At 70.5% G+C, this 16,067-nt stretch carries 16 protein-coding genes; 8 read left to right on the plus strand and 8 right to left on the minus strand.

Annotated features, from left to right (window positions below; all coding sequences use genetic code 11):
• Positions 1-55: 55 nt before the first annotated feature.
• Positions 56-1,282: a pyridoxal phosphate-dependent aminotransferase gene (locus tag MICNX66_RS06135; RefSeq protein ID WP_187663733.1), complete on the plus strand. Its 1,227-nt coding sequence runs from the start codon at positions 56-58 to the stop codon at positions 1,280-1,282.
• Here MICNX66_RS06135 and MICNX66_RS06140 read toward each other — a convergent pair.
• On the minus strand, positions 1,173-2,453 hold the full coding sequence (locus MICNX66_RS06140; protein WP_187663734.1) for an AAA family ATPase: 1,281 nt from the start codon (positions 2,451-2,453) through the stop codon (positions 1,173-1,175). The two genes, MICNX66_RS06135 and MICNX66_RS06140, sit on opposite strands and share 110 nt — an antisense overlap.
• Complete coding sequence (locus MICNX66_RS06145) at positions 2,450-3,070, minus strand: SAF domain-containing protein (protein WP_187663735.1); 621 nt, start codon at positions 3,068-3,070, stop codon at positions 2,450-2,452. The genes MICNX66_RS06140 and MICNX66_RS06145 overlap by 4 nt, the downstream gene beginning before the upstream one ends.
• Before the next feature lie 98 nt (positions 3,071-3,168).
• Here MICNX66_RS06145 and MICNX66_RS06150 point away from each other — a divergent pair, with 98 nt between their 5' ends.
• A complete protein-coding gene (locus MICNX66_RS06150; protein ID WP_187663736.1) occupies positions 3,169-3,447 on the plus strand; it encodes a helix-turn-helix domain-containing protein in 279 nt (92 codons plus the stop codon).
• Positions 3,448-3,450: 3 nt separating this feature from the next.
• Here the strand turns inward: MICNX66_RS06150 and MICNX66_RS06155 are convergent, their stop codons facing one another.
• Positions 3,451-4,065: a hypothetical protein gene (locus MICNX66_RS06155; protein WP_187664133.1), complete on the minus strand. Its 615-nt coding sequence runs from the start codon at positions 4,063-4,065 to the stop codon at positions 3,451-3,453.
• 185 nt (positions 4,066-4,250) lie between these two features.
• Between MICNX66_RS06155 and MICNX66_RS06160 the strand changes: the two genes are divergently transcribed.
• Positions 4,251-4,637 (plus strand): Rv3235 family protein, encoded by a 387-nt coding sequence (locus MICNX66_RS06160; RefSeq protein WP_187663737.1) that lies wholly within the window; start codon positions 4,251-4,253, stop codon positions 4,635-4,637.
• Between the two features lie 24 nt (positions 4,638-4,661).
• Positions 4,662-6,146 carry a sensor histidine kinase gene (locus tag MICNX66_RS06165; protein ID WP_187663738.1) on the plus strand — a complete coding sequence of 495 codons (1,485 nt, stop codon included), beginning with the start codon at positions 4,662-4,664 and terminating at the stop codon, positions 6,144-6,146.
• A 59-nt stretch (positions 6,147-6,205) separates the two neighbouring features.
• Here MICNX66_RS06165 and MICNX66_RS06170 read toward each other — a convergent pair whose 3' ends face one another.
• Positions 6,206-6,454, minus strand: coding sequence for a WhiB family transcriptional regulator (locus MICNX66_RS06170; protein ID WP_017203224.1), 249 nt, complete (start codon positions 6,452-6,454; stop codon positions 6,206-6,208).
• A gap of 229 nt (positions 6,455-6,683) precedes the next feature.
• On the opposite strand from MICNX66_RS06170, the gene MICNX66_RS06175 reads away from it, so the two are divergent.
• Positions 6,684-7,070: a hypothetical protein gene (locus tag MICNX66_RS06175; RefSeq protein ID WP_187663739.1), complete on the plus strand. Its 387-nt coding sequence runs from the start codon at positions 6,684-6,686 to the stop codon at positions 7,068-7,070.
• 15 nt (positions 7,071-7,085) lie between these two features.
• On the opposite strand, the gene bcp is transcribed toward MICNX66_RS06175, so the two are convergent.
• Genes bcp through aroA form a run of 3 tightly spaced genes read right to left on the minus strand, consistent with a single transcriptional unit; the run spans position 7,086 to position 9,959 of the window.
• Positions 7,086-7,559 (minus strand): thioredoxin-dependent thiol peroxidase, encoded by a 474-nt coding sequence (bcp, locus tag MICNX66_RS06180; protein ID WP_187663740.1) that lies wholly within the window; start codon positions 7,557-7,559, stop codon positions 7,086-7,088.
• 9 nt (positions 7,560-7,568) lie between these two features.
• Positions 7,569-8,639, minus strand: coding sequence for a ribosome small subunit-dependent GTPase A (gene rsgA, locus MICNX66_RS06185; protein WP_187663741.1), 1,071 nt, complete (start codon positions 8,637-8,639; stop codon positions 7,569-7,571).
• A 3-nt stretch (positions 8,640-8,642) separates the two neighbouring features.
• On the minus strand, positions 8,643-9,959 hold the full coding sequence (gene aroA / locus MICNX66_RS06190) for a 3-phosphoshikimate 1-carboxyvinyltransferase (RefSeq protein ID WP_187663742.1): 1,317 nt from the start codon (positions 9,957-9,959) through the stop codon (positions 8,643-8,645).
• Between the two features lie 66 nt (positions 9,960-10,025).
• Here aroA and MICNX66_RS06195 point away from each other — a divergent pair, with 66 nt between their 5' ends.
• From MICNX66_RS06195 to MICNX66_RS06205, 3 genes are read left to right on the plus strand one after another with little or no spacing between them, the layout of a single operon-like run.
• A complete protein-coding gene (locus MICNX66_RS06195; RefSeq protein WP_025103063.1) occupies positions 10,026-10,688 on the plus strand; it encodes a sigma-70 family RNA polymerase sigma factor in 663 nt (220 codons plus the stop codon).
• Positions 10,685-10,930, plus strand: a complete 246-nt coding sequence (locus MICNX66_RS06200) for a zf-HC2 domain-containing protein (RefSeq protein WP_025103064.1) — start codon at positions 10,685-10,687, stop codon at positions 10,928-10,930. The genes MICNX66_RS06195 and MICNX66_RS06200 overlap by 4 nt, the downstream gene beginning before the upstream one ends.
• Positions 10,931-10,980: 50 nt before the next feature.
• The gene (locus tag MICNX66_RS06205) at positions 10,981-12,282 is read left to right on the plus strand and encodes a GNAT family N-acetyltransferase (protein ID WP_187663743.1); all 1,302 of its coding nucleotides are present in this window, start codon (positions 10,981-10,983) and stop codon (positions 12,280-12,282) included.
• Between the two features lie 66 nt (positions 12,283-12,348).
• Here the strand turns inward: MICNX66_RS06205 and MICNX66_RS06210 are convergent, their stop codons facing one another.
• Positions 12,349-16,032: a multifunctional oxoglutarate decarboxylase/oxoglutarate dehydrogenase thiamine pyrophosphate-binding subunit/dihydrolipoyllysine-residue succinyltransferase subunit gene (locus MICNX66_RS06210; RefSeq protein WP_187663744.1), complete on the minus strand. Its 3,684-nt coding sequence runs from the start codon at positions 16,030-16,032 to the stop codon at positions 12,349-12,351.
• Between the last annotated feature and the right edge of the window lie 35 nt (positions 16,033-16,067).

Genomic DNA, 16,067 nt, shown 5'->3' on the forward strand with positions numbered 1-16,067 from the left:
AAGGAGGGCCAGTCCGTGCGGATTGGCCCTCCTTTCGTCCCTGTAGGCTTGATCGATGACACCATCGCGCACCTTCGACCAGTCGTCGAAGCTCAAGAACGTCCTGTACGAGATCCGCGGAAACGCCCTCGTCGAGGCGGCGCGACTGGAAGCAGAGGGCCACCGGATCCTCAAGCTGAACACCGGCAATCCGGCGATCTTCGGGTTCGACGCCCCGCATCAGATCGTGCACGACATGCTCGCCGCGCTCCCCACGGCCCACGGCTACAGCGACAGCAAGGGCATCATCTCGGCTCGCCGCGCCGTCGTGAGCCGGTACGAGGAGATCGACGGGTTCCCGCGTTTCGATCCGGACGACGTCTACCTCGGCAACGGCGTCTCCGAGCTGATCACCATGACCATGCAGGCGCTGCTGGACGAAGGGGACGAGGTCCTCATCCCCGCTCCCGACTACCCGCTCTGGACGGCAATGACGAGCCTCGCCGGCGGCACCCCCGTGCACTACCTCTGCGACGAGGACGACGACTGGCAGCCCGACCTCGAAGACATCCGGTCGAAGATCACCCCGCGCACCAAGGCGCTCGTGATCATCAACCCGAACAACCCCACCGGTGTGGTCTACTCGCGGCAGGTGCTGGAGGGACTCGTGCAGATCGCGCGGGAGCACCAGCTCCTCATCCTCTCCGACGAGATCTACGACCGGATCCTCTTCGACGACGCGGTGCACATCCCGACGGCGACTCTCGCCCCTGATCTGCTCTGCCTCACCTTCAACGGACTGTCCAAGACCTACCGCGTCGCCGGCTACCGCTCCGGGTGGATGGTCGTCACGGGTCCCCAAGACCATGCCAAGGGGTTCATCGAGGGGATCACCCTGCTGGCGTCGACCCGGCTCTGCCCGAACGTCCCTGCCCAGCATGCCGTGCAGGCGGCGCTGTCCGGAGTCCAGTCGATCGACGCCCTCATCGCCCCGACGGGGCGTCTTCACGAGCAGCGCGACATCGCCTGGGAAGGGTTGGAGGCCATTCCCGGCGTCTCCTGCGTGAAGCCCCAGGGCGCTCTCTACGCGTTCCCCCGACTGGACCCGAACGTGCACGAGATCCGCGATGACGCCAAACTCGTCTACGACCTGCTCGTCTCGGAGCACATCCTCCTCGTGCAGGGCACCGGGTTCAACTGGCCGACGCCTGATCACCTGCGGCTCGTGACCCTGCCAGAGCCGCGAGTGCTGAGCGAAGCCGTCGAGCGCCTCGGGAACTTCCTGTCGAGCTACCGCCAGTAGTCGCCGGAGGAGCGGACGGCTCGAGACCGGCCGCGAGCCGACGGACGGCAGCGACGAGCGCCGACCGCGGCGCGACGTCCGAGATCGGCCGGGCATGGAGGAGAGCCGCGTCGACGGCGCGACGATCCAGGGGAAGGAAGACGATGTCGGTGAGCCCGGCGAAGCGCTCCAGCGTGCGACGGATCTGACTCCGGGCATCGAGGCCGAGGGGGCCGGGACGGACCTGGTTCACGACCACCGTCACCGGCGTCTGGCCCACGAGGCGCCGGAGCTCGGCGTGGTCGCGGAGGAATCGGCTGATCCCCAACGGATCCGCTGCCGCCACCGCCACGACCCGGTCCGCCTCGCTCAGTGCTGCGACGGTCGCCGCGTGCCGCCGCGGGCCGACCACGTCGTAGGTCGCCTCCTCGTCCGCGTCGACGGCGGCCGCGACGTCCACGACGGTCTCCTCCGTCCATGTCCGGCAGAGGGAGAGCGTCGCCCGGACCCGCGCATCGGACAGCTCCGGCCAGCGGTTGGGGCGGTTGAGCCCGGCCAGCACATCGACCTCGGCACCTCCGGCTGCGAGGCGGGTGGAGAGGCGGGTCAGTTCCGCCGGATCGAGCGCGCCGGCCTCGGCGCGACGGCAGGCGGCGGCGAGGCCCGGGGCGTCATCGTCCATCCCGAGGAGCAGCGCGAGAGCGGGGGCCACGGTGTCCGCATCGACCAGCGCCGTCCGGCGTCCGCGGCGCGCCAGCTCCACGGCGAGCTGGACGGCGACCGTCGACCGCCCCGGCGCCCCGTGCGGACCCCAGACGGCGATGACCCGGGGTCGAGCCGACGGAGCCGGGGCGACGGGCTGAAGGTCGGCGGACAGTGCCGCCGCGATCTCCCACCCCGCTGCGTCCGCGCGCAGGGGAGGGGCGAGGCCCATCCGTATCGCGGCGCGACCGTCAGCGCCTCCGAGTGTGAGGACGCGGATGCCGGCGCGGTCGCACGTGGACAGCAAGTCGGTGGTCAGCACAGCCCTGCTCGCGGGAACGACGACGGCCTCCACCTCCGGATGCAGACGAGACGTGATCATCGCCGCGGAGGCGGAGGGGATGCTGGCGGCCGAGACGCCCTCCCACTCCAGCTCGGCGACCAGCTCGTCGGCCCGCGGCGCGGCCACCGCGATGAGGACGACGCTCACGACCCTGCCCCGACCGGGACCACGGAGAGTGCCGCACCGCCGGTGACCGCGGCGAGGACCGCAGCGACATCGCTCCGGTCGATCACGATCTCCAGCTCCGCGGTGGTGTCCGCCAGGAGCCCCTCCCGCTCGAGGACGGCACGCACGACGACGTCTCCGACGAGGATGCGGGGCTCGTCATAGGAACGCCCGTCCTCGCGCAGGGGCGCCTGCCAGATCTCGACCTCGGTTCCGGCCTCCACGTCTTCGGGAAGGCCCACGCTGCTCGCGACGACGACCGTCGTCGTGCGGCTGTCCACTGCCGTCGTCGTCGCCGTCCTGGGCACCAGCTCGCCCTCCGACAGCGTCCGGGCCGCGACCTGGCCCGTATCGAGCTGACCTGGCCGGAGGTACTCGTCGGACACGGCCCCGAGTGCCACATCGACGGTCGCGAAGTCGGAGGCGCGGAGGACTTCTCCGCGGACGATCGTGCGCTGCGCCTGGAGCACCGGCGTCGCCTGATCGGATGAGGTGAGCACGAACCAGACGCCGGCCATCGACGCCAGGACGAGCACGATGCCCACCGCGAAGCGGGCATCTCCGCGGAAGCGACGAGGGGAACGGGAGAGCGGGGCCATGGCGTTATGGTCACAGAAGCGGCCACCAGGGCCGTCGAGTTATCCACAAGCTCTCGCCACCCCGCACCTCCTCCGCCCTGCGCGCCCAGAATGAGGGCATGACACCCCCACACCCGCACACCCCCCGTTTCCTCGCGCCTGCGCAGGTGGCAGAGCTGCTGAGCATCGATCTGGACGAGGTGATCGCGCTCGTCCATGCCGGAGACCTTCGCGGCGCCCCCCTCGGTGCGCCCGCGCGCTGGCGCATCGAGGAGTCGAGCATCGAGGAGTACCTGGCCGCGCAGGTGGAGGAGGCGCGGCGGATGGCCCTGTGGCGGCAGTCGCAGGCCGCGAGCTTCCCCGAGCTGTGGGGACCCGCCGCGTCCCGGCATCCCTGAGCGTCAGAGAGTCGGAGCTCCCTGCACGCGGATCGCGGCGAGGGCGGCGTACGGCACGATCCGGAAGCCCCGTACCGCGTCGGCCCGGCGGGTGGCGCCGCTGTCGTGCTCGGCGAGATCGAGGTGGTCGGCGGCGGCGCGATCGATGGTCCCGTGGAGATCGTCGCCGACGAGGAGGCGGAGCTGCACCGGAAGACGGCGACGCGCGAGGTCGCGGAGGGCGAACCCCAAGGTCATCCGTTCGCGGAGCGTGGTCGCTCCACCGTTCGTGTCGTCGGCGAGGCTGCCCAGCATCGATCCGTGGTCGAGCGTGAGTCCGAGCACGGATGTCATCGGGATCAGCAGCATGGAGCTCGGCACGCGCGCGCCCTGCGGCACGCGCGAGACGGCGGCGAGCCAGTCCACGCCCAGGGACCGCAGGCCGACGGGCAGGTGAGCCCCGTCGACGAGGTGGAGTGTCGCTTCGATGTTCGCGGCGCACAGATGGCGCAATCGAGCGCGCAGGTCGAGTCGAGCGATGCGGAGTCGCTCGGACTCGGCGTCGCGGGCGGCGCGTTCCGCCTCCCACTCCGCGGCGAGCTGTCCTTCCAGGTCGTCGAAGAGGGAATCCCAGTGCACCCGACCGAGCGTAGGGGCGGACATCGTGTCGTCCGAGTTATCCACATCCGCGCGGACGGTCGCCCCGGCCCTCGCCCGAAGCGCGGAATCTACGGGTTGTCCACAGACCTCCTCCTGCGCCGACCGTGCCGTACCGGGAACGTGTTCTACTGACGGCTCGCCGACGCCTCCGAGGGGAGATCGAGATGATGCTGGCCGAGTACTTCGGACCGCAGCCCACTCCGGCCGATGAGCTTCCGGACCCCGTGCTCCTCGTGCGGAGCCTCACCCAGGGGGCTCTCGAGGCCCTCGCCGGAGTGCGGGAGGTGGATCAGCTCGCCCGCTGGTTCAGCGAGGAGGCGTACCGCAGCGTCGTCACCAGGGCCAACCTCGCCGCCCGTGCGCGCAGTGCTCGCGGTGTCGCGCCGACCCGACCCACCTTCGTCATCCGGACGGTGCGGGTGACGCACCCACGGGACGGCATCGTCGAGGCGGTCGTCGTGGTCGCGGGCCCGGGGCGCACCCGTGCCGTGGCCATCCGACTCGAGGGACTGGACCGACGGTGGCGCGCGACGTCGCTCGCCATCCTCTGAGGCGGGGGAGCCTAGGCTGGTGAGGTGTCAACCCTCAGTGATCTCGCCCAGGCCCAGGGCCTTCTGACCGACGACGACGTGGAGTGGCTGCACCGGCTCGCCGGTGACGGACAGCTCCTCGCGGACCTCGCCTCCGCCGATATCGTCCTGTGGATCCAGACGGACGACGGCTCTTTCGTCGCCGTCGCTCACGCGCGACCGAGCGGTGCGGCGACGCTCTTCTACCGGGACATCGTCGGGGAGCGGGTGCGCCCGCAGTGGCGCACGCAGGTGCACGGCGCTTTCGAGTCGGCGGAGATCGTCGACTCGTCCTCGCCCGACTGGTTCGAGGAGACACCGACCAGGGTGCGCGCGGTCCCGATCGTGATCGAGCGGCGCGGCGAGGACAAGGCTCCGCGCGTGATCGGGGTGGTGACGCGGCACACCAACCTCGGGGAGGTCCGCACGCCGTCGCGTCAGCAGATCACCTTCGACGAGTGTGCCAACGACCTGTTCCGCATGATCGCGGACGGCAGCTTCCCCGACCCTGCAGCGCCGACATCGCCGCGCCGCGGTGCGCCTCGGGCATCGGACGGTCTCATCCGGATCGACGTGGACGGCATCACGACCTTCGCCAGCCCCAACGCCCTGTCCGCGTTCAATCGGATGGGCTTCGACGACGAGCTGGAGGGCGAGTCCCTGGCCGAGGTGACCACCCGGCTCGTCCCGCCGTCCCGCCAGGTGGACGAGTCGCTGCCCGTGGTGGTCACGGGGCGGGCGCCCTGGCGGACCGACATCGAGGCGCGGGGGGTGACGGTCTCCCTCCGTGCCATCCCCCTGAAGGATCACGGCACCCGCATCGGGGCGATCGTGCTCTGCCGCGACGTCTCGGAGCTGCGTCACCAGGAGCAGGAGCTCATCACCAAGGACGCGACGATCCGCGAGATCCACCACCGGGTCAAGAACAATCTGCAGACGGTGGCGTCCCTGCTCCGGATCCAGGCGCGACGCACGCACTCCGACGAGGCGCGGGATGCTCTCACGCAGGCCATGCGCCGCGTCGATGCGATCGCGGTCGTCCACGACACCCTCGCTCAGGGCCTCACGCAGAAGGTCGACTTCGACGAGGTCTTCCATCGTGTCCTCAAGCTCGTCGCCGAGGTGGCGTCGGCTCCCAACACGCGGGCCCGCACGCAGTCGACGGGACACTTCGGCGTGCTCCCGAGCGAATACGCCACGCCGCTCGCCCTCGCCCTGACGGAGGTGGTCACGAACGCGGTGGAGCATGGCCTCGCCGGGCAGGAGGGCGTCGTCACGATCGACGCGAAGCGCACCGAGGACAACCTCCGGGTGACGGTTCGCGATACCGGCCACGGGCTCCCGGAGGGCCGGATCGGTCAGGGCCTCGGCACGCAGATCATCCGCACGCTGATCCAGGGCGAGCTCGGCGGCACGATCGACTGGCGGGGGAGCGAGGGTGAGGGGACCGAGGTGGTCATCGACATCCCGCTGCGCTGGCTCGAGCGCTGACGCCTCGTCGGAACACGCAGAAGCGGCCTGAGACGGTGTCTCAGGCCGCTTCTCGGATCTCAGGAGGCGCGGCGGGCGCGGGCGGCGCGGCGCTTGAGCGCGCGGCGCTCGTCCTCGGACAGGCCGCCCCAGACGCCCGAGTCCTGGCTCGTCTCCAGGGCGTACTGCAGGCAGATCTCGGTGACCGTGCACGTCGCGCAGACGGTCTTCGCCTTCTCGATCTGGTCGACGGCCGGGCCGGTGTTGCCGACCGGGAAGAACAGTTCGGGGTCGACGGTCAGGCAGGCGGCCTTGTCACGCCAGTCCATGGGGGCTCCTCGGTGTGGATTTCATGAGATGTCGCGATGCGACCTCTCGATTCGGGCGACGGTTCGGGTTCCGCTACCCTGTTGAGATACGGGCGGATGCCCGCTGATTGTGATGCGAACGCGAACGTTCGCCCCACGCCGCTGTGGGAGCACATGACTTTCTCTATTCTGTTACATGAATACCCTGAAATCAAGGGTTTTCTCGTCATTCGATCCCCGGGAGGACCACGTGCGCGCACCGGGAATCGCCCGCGCCGCCGCCGCCGTCCTGGCCGTCGAAGCGGTCGCCCTGCTCGTCTTCGCGGCCATCGAGATGGCGGGACTCGGGGCAGGGGACGCCGCATCGCTGCCGACGGCCATCGCTCTCATCGTCCTGACCCTGATCGGTGCCGCGGCACTGGGAGCCTTCGCCTTCGGCACCCGCGCCGGGCGCTCCTGGGCGCGATCGGGCGGGGTGGTGTTCCAGGTCCTCGCGATCGCCCTGGCGCTCGGCGCCCTCACGCTGCCGCCGATCCCGTGGGTGTTCGTGCTCGGCCTCGGGGTTCCCGCCGTCGCCGGCTTCGCCCTCCTCATCGCGAGCGCACGCCGTGAGGGGACGAGGCGCGAAGCGGAGTGACTCCGCCGCGACGCGTCAGGCGTCGATGCCGAGCTGCTTGCGCAGACGCGCGACGTGGCCGGTGGCCTTCACGTTGTACTGGGCACTCGTGATGATGCCGTCCTCGTCGAGGACGAAGGTCGAGCGGATGACGCCTTCGACGACCTTGCCGTAGTTCATCTTCTCGCCCCAGGCGCCGTACGCCTCGTGCACTGCGTGGTCGGGGTCGCTGAGCAGCGGGAAGGTGAGACCGTCGCGGTCGCGGAAGGCGGCCAGCTTCGCAGGCTCGTCCCTCGAGACGCCGACGACCTGGTACCCGGCGCCCTGGAGCGAAGAGATGCTGTCGCGGAAGTCGCAGGCCTCGGTGGTGCACCCCGGGGTCATCGCCGCGGGGTAGAAGTACAGCACGGTCTTCGTGCCGCGCAGATCGGCCAGCCGGACGGTGTTCCCGTCCTGGTCGAGCAGCGAGAAGTCGGGGGCGGCGGTTCCGGTTTCCAGGCGTTCGGTCACGCCCCCAGCCTACCGTCCGGGCGGCTGCTCCGCCTTGTCGGCGAAGGTCTGCAGCAGCCGCTGCAGCGAGTCCAGCCGCGCCCGCCCCGTCTCGCTCAGCTCGCCGCGCTCCGCTGCCTCGATGAGGGCGCAGTCCGGCGCGTCCGGCAGGTGCGTGCAGCCGCGCGGGCAGTCCTCCGCGATGATGGCGAGCTCGGTGAAGGCGGCGAGGATGTTCGCGGGCTCGACGTGCCCCAGCCCGAAGGAGCGCACGCCGGGGGTGTCGATGACCCAGCCCGTGCCGCCTGGGCCCTCGTAGCGGAGGGACACGGTGGAGGAGGAGGTGTGGCGTCCCCGGCCGGTGACCTGGTTCACGTGTCCGGTGGCGCGGCCCGCGGTCGGGACCAAGGCGTTCACGAGGGTCGACTTGCCCACGCCGGAGTGCCCGACGAAGACGGTCGAGTGGCCGATGAGCGCCGCGCCGATCTCGTCGACGGGCATCTCGTCCTGTGCGCTCGTGAAGACGCGGAGGTCGAGGCCGTCGAAGTGCGCGAGGAAGGGCGCCGGGTCGGCGAGATCGGTCTTCGTCACCACGAGGAGGGGGCGGATCCCGGCGTCGAGGGCCGCCACGAGGTAGCGGTCGACCAGGCGGGCACGCGGCTCGGGATCGGCCGCGGCGACGACGATGAGCATCTGGTCCGCGTTCGCCACGATCACCCGTTCGACCTCGTCGGTGTCGTCGGCGCTGCGACGCAGGAGCGAGGTCCGCTCGACGATCCCCACGATCCGCCCGAGCGTGCCCTCGTCTCCCGAGGTGTCGCCGACGACGCGGGCCTGGTCGCCCGTGACGATCGGCGTGCGCCGCAGCTCGCGGGCGCGGGCGGCGGTGATCGTGCGCTCCTGCGGGGTGTCCTCGTCGAGGAGCACGGAGTACCGGCCCCGGTCCACACCCAGGACGCGGCCGACCTGCGCGTCCTCGTGCGCGGGGCGCCGCTTGGTGCGCGGTCGGTTGGCCTTCGGGTTCGGGCGGGTCCGGATGCTGCTCTCGTCGTAGTCCTCGAAGTCGTCCTCGAGGTCGTCGGCGTCGTCCAGCCAGCTCACCCGTCAGCCTCGCAGCATCCGCTCCCAGAGCGTGGTGAACTCCGGGAGGGTCTTGGCGGTGGTGCCGATGTCGTCGATCACGACGTCGGGGACGCGGAGGCCGATGAGCGCGCCGGTCGTCGCCATCCGGTGGTCGTGGTGCGCCGCCCAGGAGCCACCGCGGAGCGGGCTCGGCACGATGCGGATGCCGTCGGGGAGCTCTTCGGCGGTCCCGCCCAGAGCGCGCAGGTTGCCGACGAGCGCCGCGATGCGATCGGTTTCGTGGAGGCGGATGTGGCCGATGCCCCGGATCGTCGTGGGGCCGTCGGCGAAGGCCGCGAGACCCACGAGGGTCGGCGTCAGCTCGCTGGCGGCGGAGAGGTCGAGATCGAGCCCGCGGATGCCGGAACCGGCGCGCACGGTGAGGACCCCGCCGTGACGGCTGACGTGGGCGCCTGCAGCCTGCAGGATCTCGGGCAGCAGCGCCCCGGGCTGGGTCGAGTGCGCCGGCCAGCCGGTGATCGCGACGGAGCCGCCGGTGACGAGCGCGGCCGCGAGGAACGGTGCCGCATTGGAGAGATCCGGCTCGATGGGGATCTCCTTGGCGCGGGGGACCCCGGCCTCCACCAGCCACTCGCCGACCGCGGGGCGCTCGATGCGGATGCCACGGCGGCTGAGGGCCTCGATGGTCATGTCGATGTGCGGCAGGCTCGGCAGCCGCTCGCCGGTGTGCACGAGGTGCAGGCCGACGTCGAAGCGTGGAGCGGCCAGAAGCAGCCCGGACACGAACTGGCTGGAGGCCGACGCGTCGATCTCCACGCGACCGCCGCGGATGTGACCGTGGCCGCGGATGGTGAACGGGAGGGCCCAGGTTCCCTCGTCGTCGATGTCGACGCCGAGGTCGCGCAGGGCGCTGATGAGCCCGCCCATGGGTCGGTGCAGAGCCGTCTCGTGCGCGGTGAGGTGGACGTCCTGCTCGGCGAGGCCGGCCAGCGGCGCGATGAAGCGCATGACGGTCCCGGCCTGGCCGCAGTCGATCGTCGTGCCGCCGCGGAGCTTGCCGGGCGTGATCACGAGGTCGGGACCGAACTCGTGGCCGGCGTCGACCTCCTCGATGCCGACGCCGAGCGCGCGGAGGGCCTCCACCATGCGCTGCGAATCGTCAGAGTGCAGCGGCGCGATCAGGCGGCCGGGGCCGTCCGCGATGGCCGCGATGAGGAGCTCGCGGTTGGTGAGGGACTTGGACCCGGGGATCGTGAGCTCGGCGTGGACCGGGCCGTCGATCGTGGGCGCGGGGTAGGCGCCCTGCACACGGGTGGGGGAATACCTTTTGGCGCTCATCGGTTCTCACCTTAGTAAACGCAACGCCGTCCTCGTGAGAGGCAGCTTCGGTGCGAAGGGAAGAGGATGCCTGCGACGCTGGAACGCGAGGTGATCGACCTCAGCCGCCTAGACTGGCCGGTGATGGACGACACCGCAACCGCAGCCACCGTCGGCGACCCTCGGCGCGAGTTCGAGGAGCAGGCGCTCCCCTTCATGGACCAGCTCTACGCCGCCGCGATGCGCATGACGCGCAATCCCGCGGACGCCGCCGATCTCGTGCAGGAGACCTTCGTCAAGGCCTACGGGTCGTGGTCGACCTTCGCGCAGGGAACGAACCTGAAGGCGTGGCTGTACCGGATCCTCACCAACACGTACATCAACATCTACCGGAAGCGGCAGCGCGAACCGTTCCAGGGCACCATCGACGAGCTCGAGGACTGGCAGCTCGGCGGCGCCGAGTCGACGACGGCCTCGCACAGCCGGTCGGCCGAAGCCGAGGCCATCGACCGCATGCCGGCGTCGGTCGTCAAGGACGCGCTGCAGGCGGTCCCGGAGGACTTCCGTCTCGCGGTGTACCTCGCCGACGTCGAGGGCTTCGCGTACCAGGAGATCGCCGACATCATGAAGACCCCCATCGGCACCGTCATGAGCCGTCTGCACCGTGGCAGGCGGATGCTGCGGGAGCTGCTGGCCGACTACGCCGCGGAGCGGGGAATCGCCGCGGCTGACCCGAGGAGCAAGAAATGAGCGACTGCGGCTGCGACAAGGCCCGTCAGGATCTGGAGGAGTACCTCCGCAATGAGGTGTGCAAGACGGAGCACGCCGAGATCCGCGAGCACCTGGAGAACTGCCCGGCGTGCCGGGACGAGGCTCTGGTGGCGACGACCCTCACCGAGGTCATCGCCCGTGCCTGCAAGGAGACCGCTCCCGAGGAGCTGCGCGACCAGGTGTTCGCCCGGCTGCGCGAGGTCCAGGCCGCACAGCACTGAGGCGCTGCGAGCGCGTGCGGGGCGTCGGAGACCGCCCGTAGGCTGTGTGCATGGCCCTCATCGATGCGCGCGGGATCCCCGCTGACCAGACCTCCGTCGACCGCCTCGCGGCACAGGACCTCGACTACCGGGTCCTCGATACGACGGACTCGGCGCGGGTGGCCGCCTTCCAGCGAGCGATGGCGCGCGGGTTCCTCGGCGCCGACCCCTCGGAGGCGGCTCGCGAGGAAGGCGTCGGCACCCTGAGGAGCCGGCGCAACATCGGCGTGTACGAGCCCGACACCCCGGCCGACCGTTTCCCCGTGGCGACCATCGACTCCTGGGTGACTCCGCTGACGATCCCCGGCGGTGAGATCGGCATGTGGGCGATCAGCGGAGTCACTGTGGCCGGCACCCATCGTCGTCGTGGCATCGCGCGGGCGCTGCTGGAGGGGGAGCTGCGCGCCGCCTCCGACGCCGGTCTCCCGGTCGCCGGGCTCACGGTGTCCGAGGCGACGATCTACGGACGGTACGGCTTCGGCTCTGCCGTCCCGGTGTCGCGGTTCACCGTCGACGTCCGCCGCGCGGGATGGGCGGGGCCCGGTCCCGCGGGCGGCGTCGAGTACCTCGAGCGCGAAGAGCTCGCGGCCGCGCTGGCGGAGGCGCACGAGCGGGCGCGTATCGCCCGATCGGGGCAGGTCCCCGGATGGCCGGCCCGCTGGGCGGGCATCAGCGGGCTCGCGAGCACAGACACCGACCGGGACCGGGTGCGCGGTATCCGCTATCGCGACGAGTCCGGGCAGGTGCGCGGCGTGATGGCGTTCCACCTCGCCGAGCGCGGGGGCACTTTCCGGTTCGCGCTGCACGTGCGTCTGCTCGTCGGCGAGACGGCGGAGGCGACGGCCGCATTGTGGCGATTCGCGCTGCAGCACGATCTCGTGGACGAAGTGACCGCCGACCTCCGTCCTCTCGACGACCCGCTGCCGTGGCTCGTCGGAGACCCGCGCGGGGTCACCCAGGAGGTGCACGACCACGGTTGGCTCCGCGTCCTGGACGTCCCCGCCGCGCTCACGGCCCGGTCCTACGCCGCGCCCCTGGACACGGTGCTCCGCATCGAGGACGCGCTCGGTTTCGCGGCGGGCACCTGGCGTCTGCGCATCGACGCCGAGGGGCAGGCGCGCGTCGAGGCGGCTCCGGATACCGGGGCGGACCTCGTCCTCGACGTCTCCGCGCTCTCGTCGATCTACGCAGGCAGTATCCGTGTCGCCGCGCTGCACGGTGCGGGCCGGATCGCCGGCGCGCCCGCGGCCGTCGAGGCCCTGGACCGCGCGTTCGTCGCCTTCCCGGCTCCGTCCCTCGACATCTGGTACTGATCCCCGGACGACGAGAAGGGCGCCCCGGCCGAAGCCGGGGCGCCCTTCTCGTCGTCCGAGAGCGGATCAGCCGAGGGTGACCGCCGCGCGGATCAGAGCGGCCTGCTCGGTGGCGTGCACCTTGGACGAGCCCGTCGCCGGAGACGCCGAAGCCGGACGCGACACGGGGCGGAAGGAGCGGTCGCCGGGGACATCCGCGAACGCGAGGGCCAGGAACGGCCACGCGCCCTGGTTCTCCGGCTCCTCCTGCACCCATACGAGCTCGGCGTTCGGGTACGAGTCTGTGATCTTCTTCAGCTCGTCGATGGGTGTCGGGTAGAGCTGCTCCAGACGCACCAGGGCGATCTCCGGGTTCGGGTTCTTCTCCAGCTCGGCGCGGAGGTCCCAGTGCACCTTGCCGCTGTGCACGAGGACGCGCTTCACGGCGGAACGATCGAGACCGCGGTCGTCGTCGATGACCGGCTCGAACCGACCGCCGGTGAACGCCTCGACCGGGCTCGTCGCTCCCCGCAGGCGCAGCATCGCCTTCGGGGTGAACACGATCAGCGGCTTGCGCGGGCGCGCATAGGCCTGACGGCGCAGTAGGTGGAAGTGCGACGCCGGCGTCGACGGACGCGCCACGATCATGTTGTCCTGTGCGCACAGCTGCAGGAACCGCTCGATGCGTGCGGAGGAGTGGTCCGGCCCCTGACCCTCGTAGCCGTGGGGGAGCAGGAGGGTGACGCTGGACTGCTGACCCCACTTCTGCTCCGCGGCGGAGATGTACTCGTCGATGACCGACTGCGCGCCGTTGACGAAGTCGCCGAACTGCGCCTCCCAGAGCACCAGGGCTTCGGGAGCCTCCACGGAATAGCCGTACTCGAAGCCGAGTGCGGCGTACTCGCTGAGGAGGGAGTCGTAGACGAAGAAGCGGCCCTGGGCGTCGGACAGATTCGACAGCGGCAGCCACTCCTGGCCGTTCGCCCGGTCATGGAGCGCGGCGTGACGCTGTACGAACGTCCCGCGGCGCGAGTCCTGGCCGGCGAGGCGCACCGGAGTGCCCTCGACGAGAAGCGACCCGAAGGCGAGCAGCTCGCCGAAGCCCCAGTCGATGTTCCCGTTGCGGCTCATGTCGAGACGCTTCTCCAGCAGCTGCTGGATCTTCGGGTGCACGGTGAAGCCCTCGGGCTTGTTCACGAATGCATCGCCGATGAGGCGGATGACCTCCGCGGGGACACCGGTGACCTCGGGGGCTCCGACCTGGTCCTCGACCTGCGGGGCCTCCTCCGGGGCGATCGGGGTGGCTCCGGTCTCGGCGGCGTGCGTCTCGGCGAAGGCGATCTCCAGGCGGTTCTGGAAGTCGGCCTTGGCCTCGTCGTACTCCTCCTCGGTGATGTCACCGCGACCGACGAGCGACTCCGTGTAGAGGCGGCGGACGGAGCGCTTCGCCTGGATGAGGTCTGTCATCAGCGGCTGCGTCATCGAGGGGTCGTCGCCCTCGTTGTGACCGCGTCGGCGGTAGCAGACGAGGTCGATCACGACGTCGCGGTGGAAGCGCTCACGGTACTCGAACGCGAGCTGGGCCACGTGGATGACCGCCTCGGGGTCGTCGCCGTTCACGTGGAACACGGGTGCCTGGATCGTCTTGGCGACGTCGGTGGCGTAGACCGAGGTGCGGGCGTCGCTCGGCGTCGTGGTGAAGCCGACCTGGTTGTTGACGACCACGTGGATCGTGCCGCCGGTGCGGTAGCCGCGCAGCTGCGACATCTGCAGCGTCTCGACGACGACGCCCTGGCCGGCGAAGGCCGCGTCGCCGTGGACGAGGATCGGCAGCCAGGCGAAGGTGCCGATGGGCTTGCGGTCCTGCTTGGCGCGGACGATGCCCTCGAGCACGCCGTCGACCGTCTCCAGGTGCGAGGGGTTGGCGGCCAGGTACACGGGGAGCGAGGAGCCGTCGTCGGCGACGAAGGTGCCCTCGGTGCCGAGGTGGTACTTCACGTCGCCGGAGCCGCGCTGGTTGCCGGGGGTCTGCGTGCCCTCGAACTCGCGGAAGACCTGGCCGTAGGTCTTCCCGGCGATGTTGGTGAGCACGTTCAGGCGACCGCGGTGGGCCATGCCGATCGCGGCCCCCTCGAGACCGGCGGTGGCCGCGCCCTGGAGGATCTCGTCGAGGAGCGGGATCAGCGACTCGCCGCCCTCGAGGGAGAAGCGCTTCTGACCGACGAACTTCGTCTGCAGGAAGGTCTCGAAGGCCTCGGCCTCGTTGAGCTTGCGCAGCACGCGCAGCTGCTCGTCATGGCCGGGCTTCTGGTACTTGACCTCGACCTTGTCCTGGAACCAGCGGCGCTGCTCCGGGTCCTGGATGTGCATGTACTCGATGCCGAGCGTGCGGCAGTACGAGTCGCGCAGCACGCCGAGGATGTCGCGGAGCTTCGCGACGCGGCGCCCGCCGAAGCCGCCGGTGACGAATTCGCGGTCGAGGTCCCAGAACGTCAGCCCGTGACTCTCGATCTCGAGGTCCGGGTGCGAGCGCTGCCGGTACTCGAGCGGATCGATGTCGGCCATGAGGTGACCGCGCACGCGGAAGGAGTTGATGAGCTCCTGCACGCGCGACTGCTTGTCGACGCGCTCGGCGAGGTCGACCGCGATGTCGGGGTTCCAGCGGATGGGCGCGTACGGGATGCGCAGCGCGGCGAAGATGTCGTCGTAGAAGCCGCGCTGGCCGATCAGCAGCTCGTGCACCTTCTTGAGGAACTCGCCGGAGCCGGCGCCCTGGATGACGCGGTGGTCGTAGGTGCTGGTGAGCGTGATCGTCTTGCCGATCGCGAGCTCGTTGAGCGTCTTGTCGCTCGCGCCCTGGAACTCGGCCGGGTACTCGAGGGCACCGGCGCCGATGATGCAGCCCTGGCCCTTCATGAGACGCGGGACCGAGTGGACCGTGCCGATGCCGCCGGGGTTGGTCAGCGAGACCGTGGTGCCCTGGAAGTCGGCGGCGGTGAGCTTGTTGGAGCGTGCGCGGGTGACGAGGTCCTCGTAGGCGGCGAGGTACTCGGTGAAGGTCATGGTGTCGGCGCGCTTGATGCTCGGGACCATGAGGGCGCGGGTGCCATCGGGCTTGGGCAGGTCGATCGCGATGCCGAGGTTGACGTGCGCGGGGGCGACGACGGACGGCTTGCCGTCGATCTCAGCGTAGAAGACGTTCTGGCTGCGGAACTCGTCGAGGGTGCGGATGAGCGCCCAGCCGATGAGGTGGGTGAAGCTGACCTTGCCGCCGCGGGTGCGGGCCATGTGGTTGTTGATGACGATGCGGTTGTCGATCATCAGCTTGGCGGGGACCGTGCGCACGCTCGTCGCGGTGGGGACGGTGAGGGACTCGTCCATGTTCGCGGCGAGGGTCTTCGGCAGACCGCGCAGCGGGGTGACCTTGTCCTCCTCGGAGGGCGGCTGCGCCTCCTTGGATTCCTGCTTCGGCTTCGGCGCCTGGGCGGGGATCGGGGCGGAGGCCGCGGGCTTCGCCGTGGTGCGGGCGACGGGCTGCGAGCCGATCACCGGGATGGGCGCGGTCACGGGGTGTGCCGGGGCCGTCGTCGCGGTGGGAGCAGCAGCGCCTCCGCCTGCGGTGGTCTCGGAGTGGTACTTCTCCAGGATGGGCCACCACTCCTTGTCGACCGAGTCGCGGTTCTCCTTGAACTGCTCGTAGAGCTCTTCGACGAGCCAGGAATTGGCTCCGAACCCCCCGTCGCCACCGACGCCGGTCACCTGGTTCGACACGCTCTATCGCCCTCTTTCATCGCTGAAGATCTCCG

Source organism: Microbacterium sp. Nx66 (assembly GCF_904066215.1).
Classification (GTDB): domain Bacteria; phylum Actinomycetota; class Actinomycetes; order Actinomycetales; family Microbacteriaceae; genus Microbacterium; species Microbacterium meiriae.

Excerpts from the sequence above, each read along its gene's own strand:
- MICNX66_RS06135 (WP_187663733.1), top strand. The coding sequence starts at position 56 with ATGACACCATCGCGCACCTTCGACCAGTCGTCGAAGCTCAAGAACGTC.
- MICNX66_RS06145 (WP_187663735.1), bottom strand. The coding sequence starts at position 3,070 with ATGGCCCCGCTCTCCCGTTCCCCTCGTCGCTTCCGCGGAGATGCCCGC.
- MICNX66_RS06150 (WP_187663736.1), top strand. The coding sequence starts at position 3,169 with ATGACACCCCCACACCCGCACACCCCCCGTTTCCTCGCGCCTGCGCAG.
- MICNX66_RS06160 (WP_187663737.1), top strand. The coding sequence starts at position 4,251 with ATGATGCTGGCCGAGTACTTCGGACCGCAGCCCACTCCGGCCGATGAG.
- MICNX66_RS06170 (WP_017203224.1), bottom strand. The coding sequence starts at position 6,454 with ATGGACTGGCGTGACAAGGCCGCCTGCCTGACCGTCGACCCCGAACTG.
- aroA (WP_187663742.1), bottom strand. The coding sequence starts at position 9,959 with ATGAGCGCCAAAAGGTATTCCCCCACCCGTGTGCAGGGCGCCTACCCC.
- MICNX66_RS06195 (WP_025103063.1), top strand. The coding sequence starts at position 10,026 with ATGCCTGCGACGCTGGAACGCGAGGTGATCGACCTCAGCCGCCTAGAC.
- MICNX66_RS06200 (WP_025103064.1), top strand. The coding sequence starts at position 10,685 with ATGAGCGACTGCGGCTGCGACAAGGCCCGTCAGGATCTGGAGGAGTAC.
- MICNX66_RS06205 (WP_187663743.1), top strand. The coding sequence starts at position 10,981 with ATGGCCCTCATCGATGCGCGCGGGATCCCCGCTGACCAGACCTCCGTC.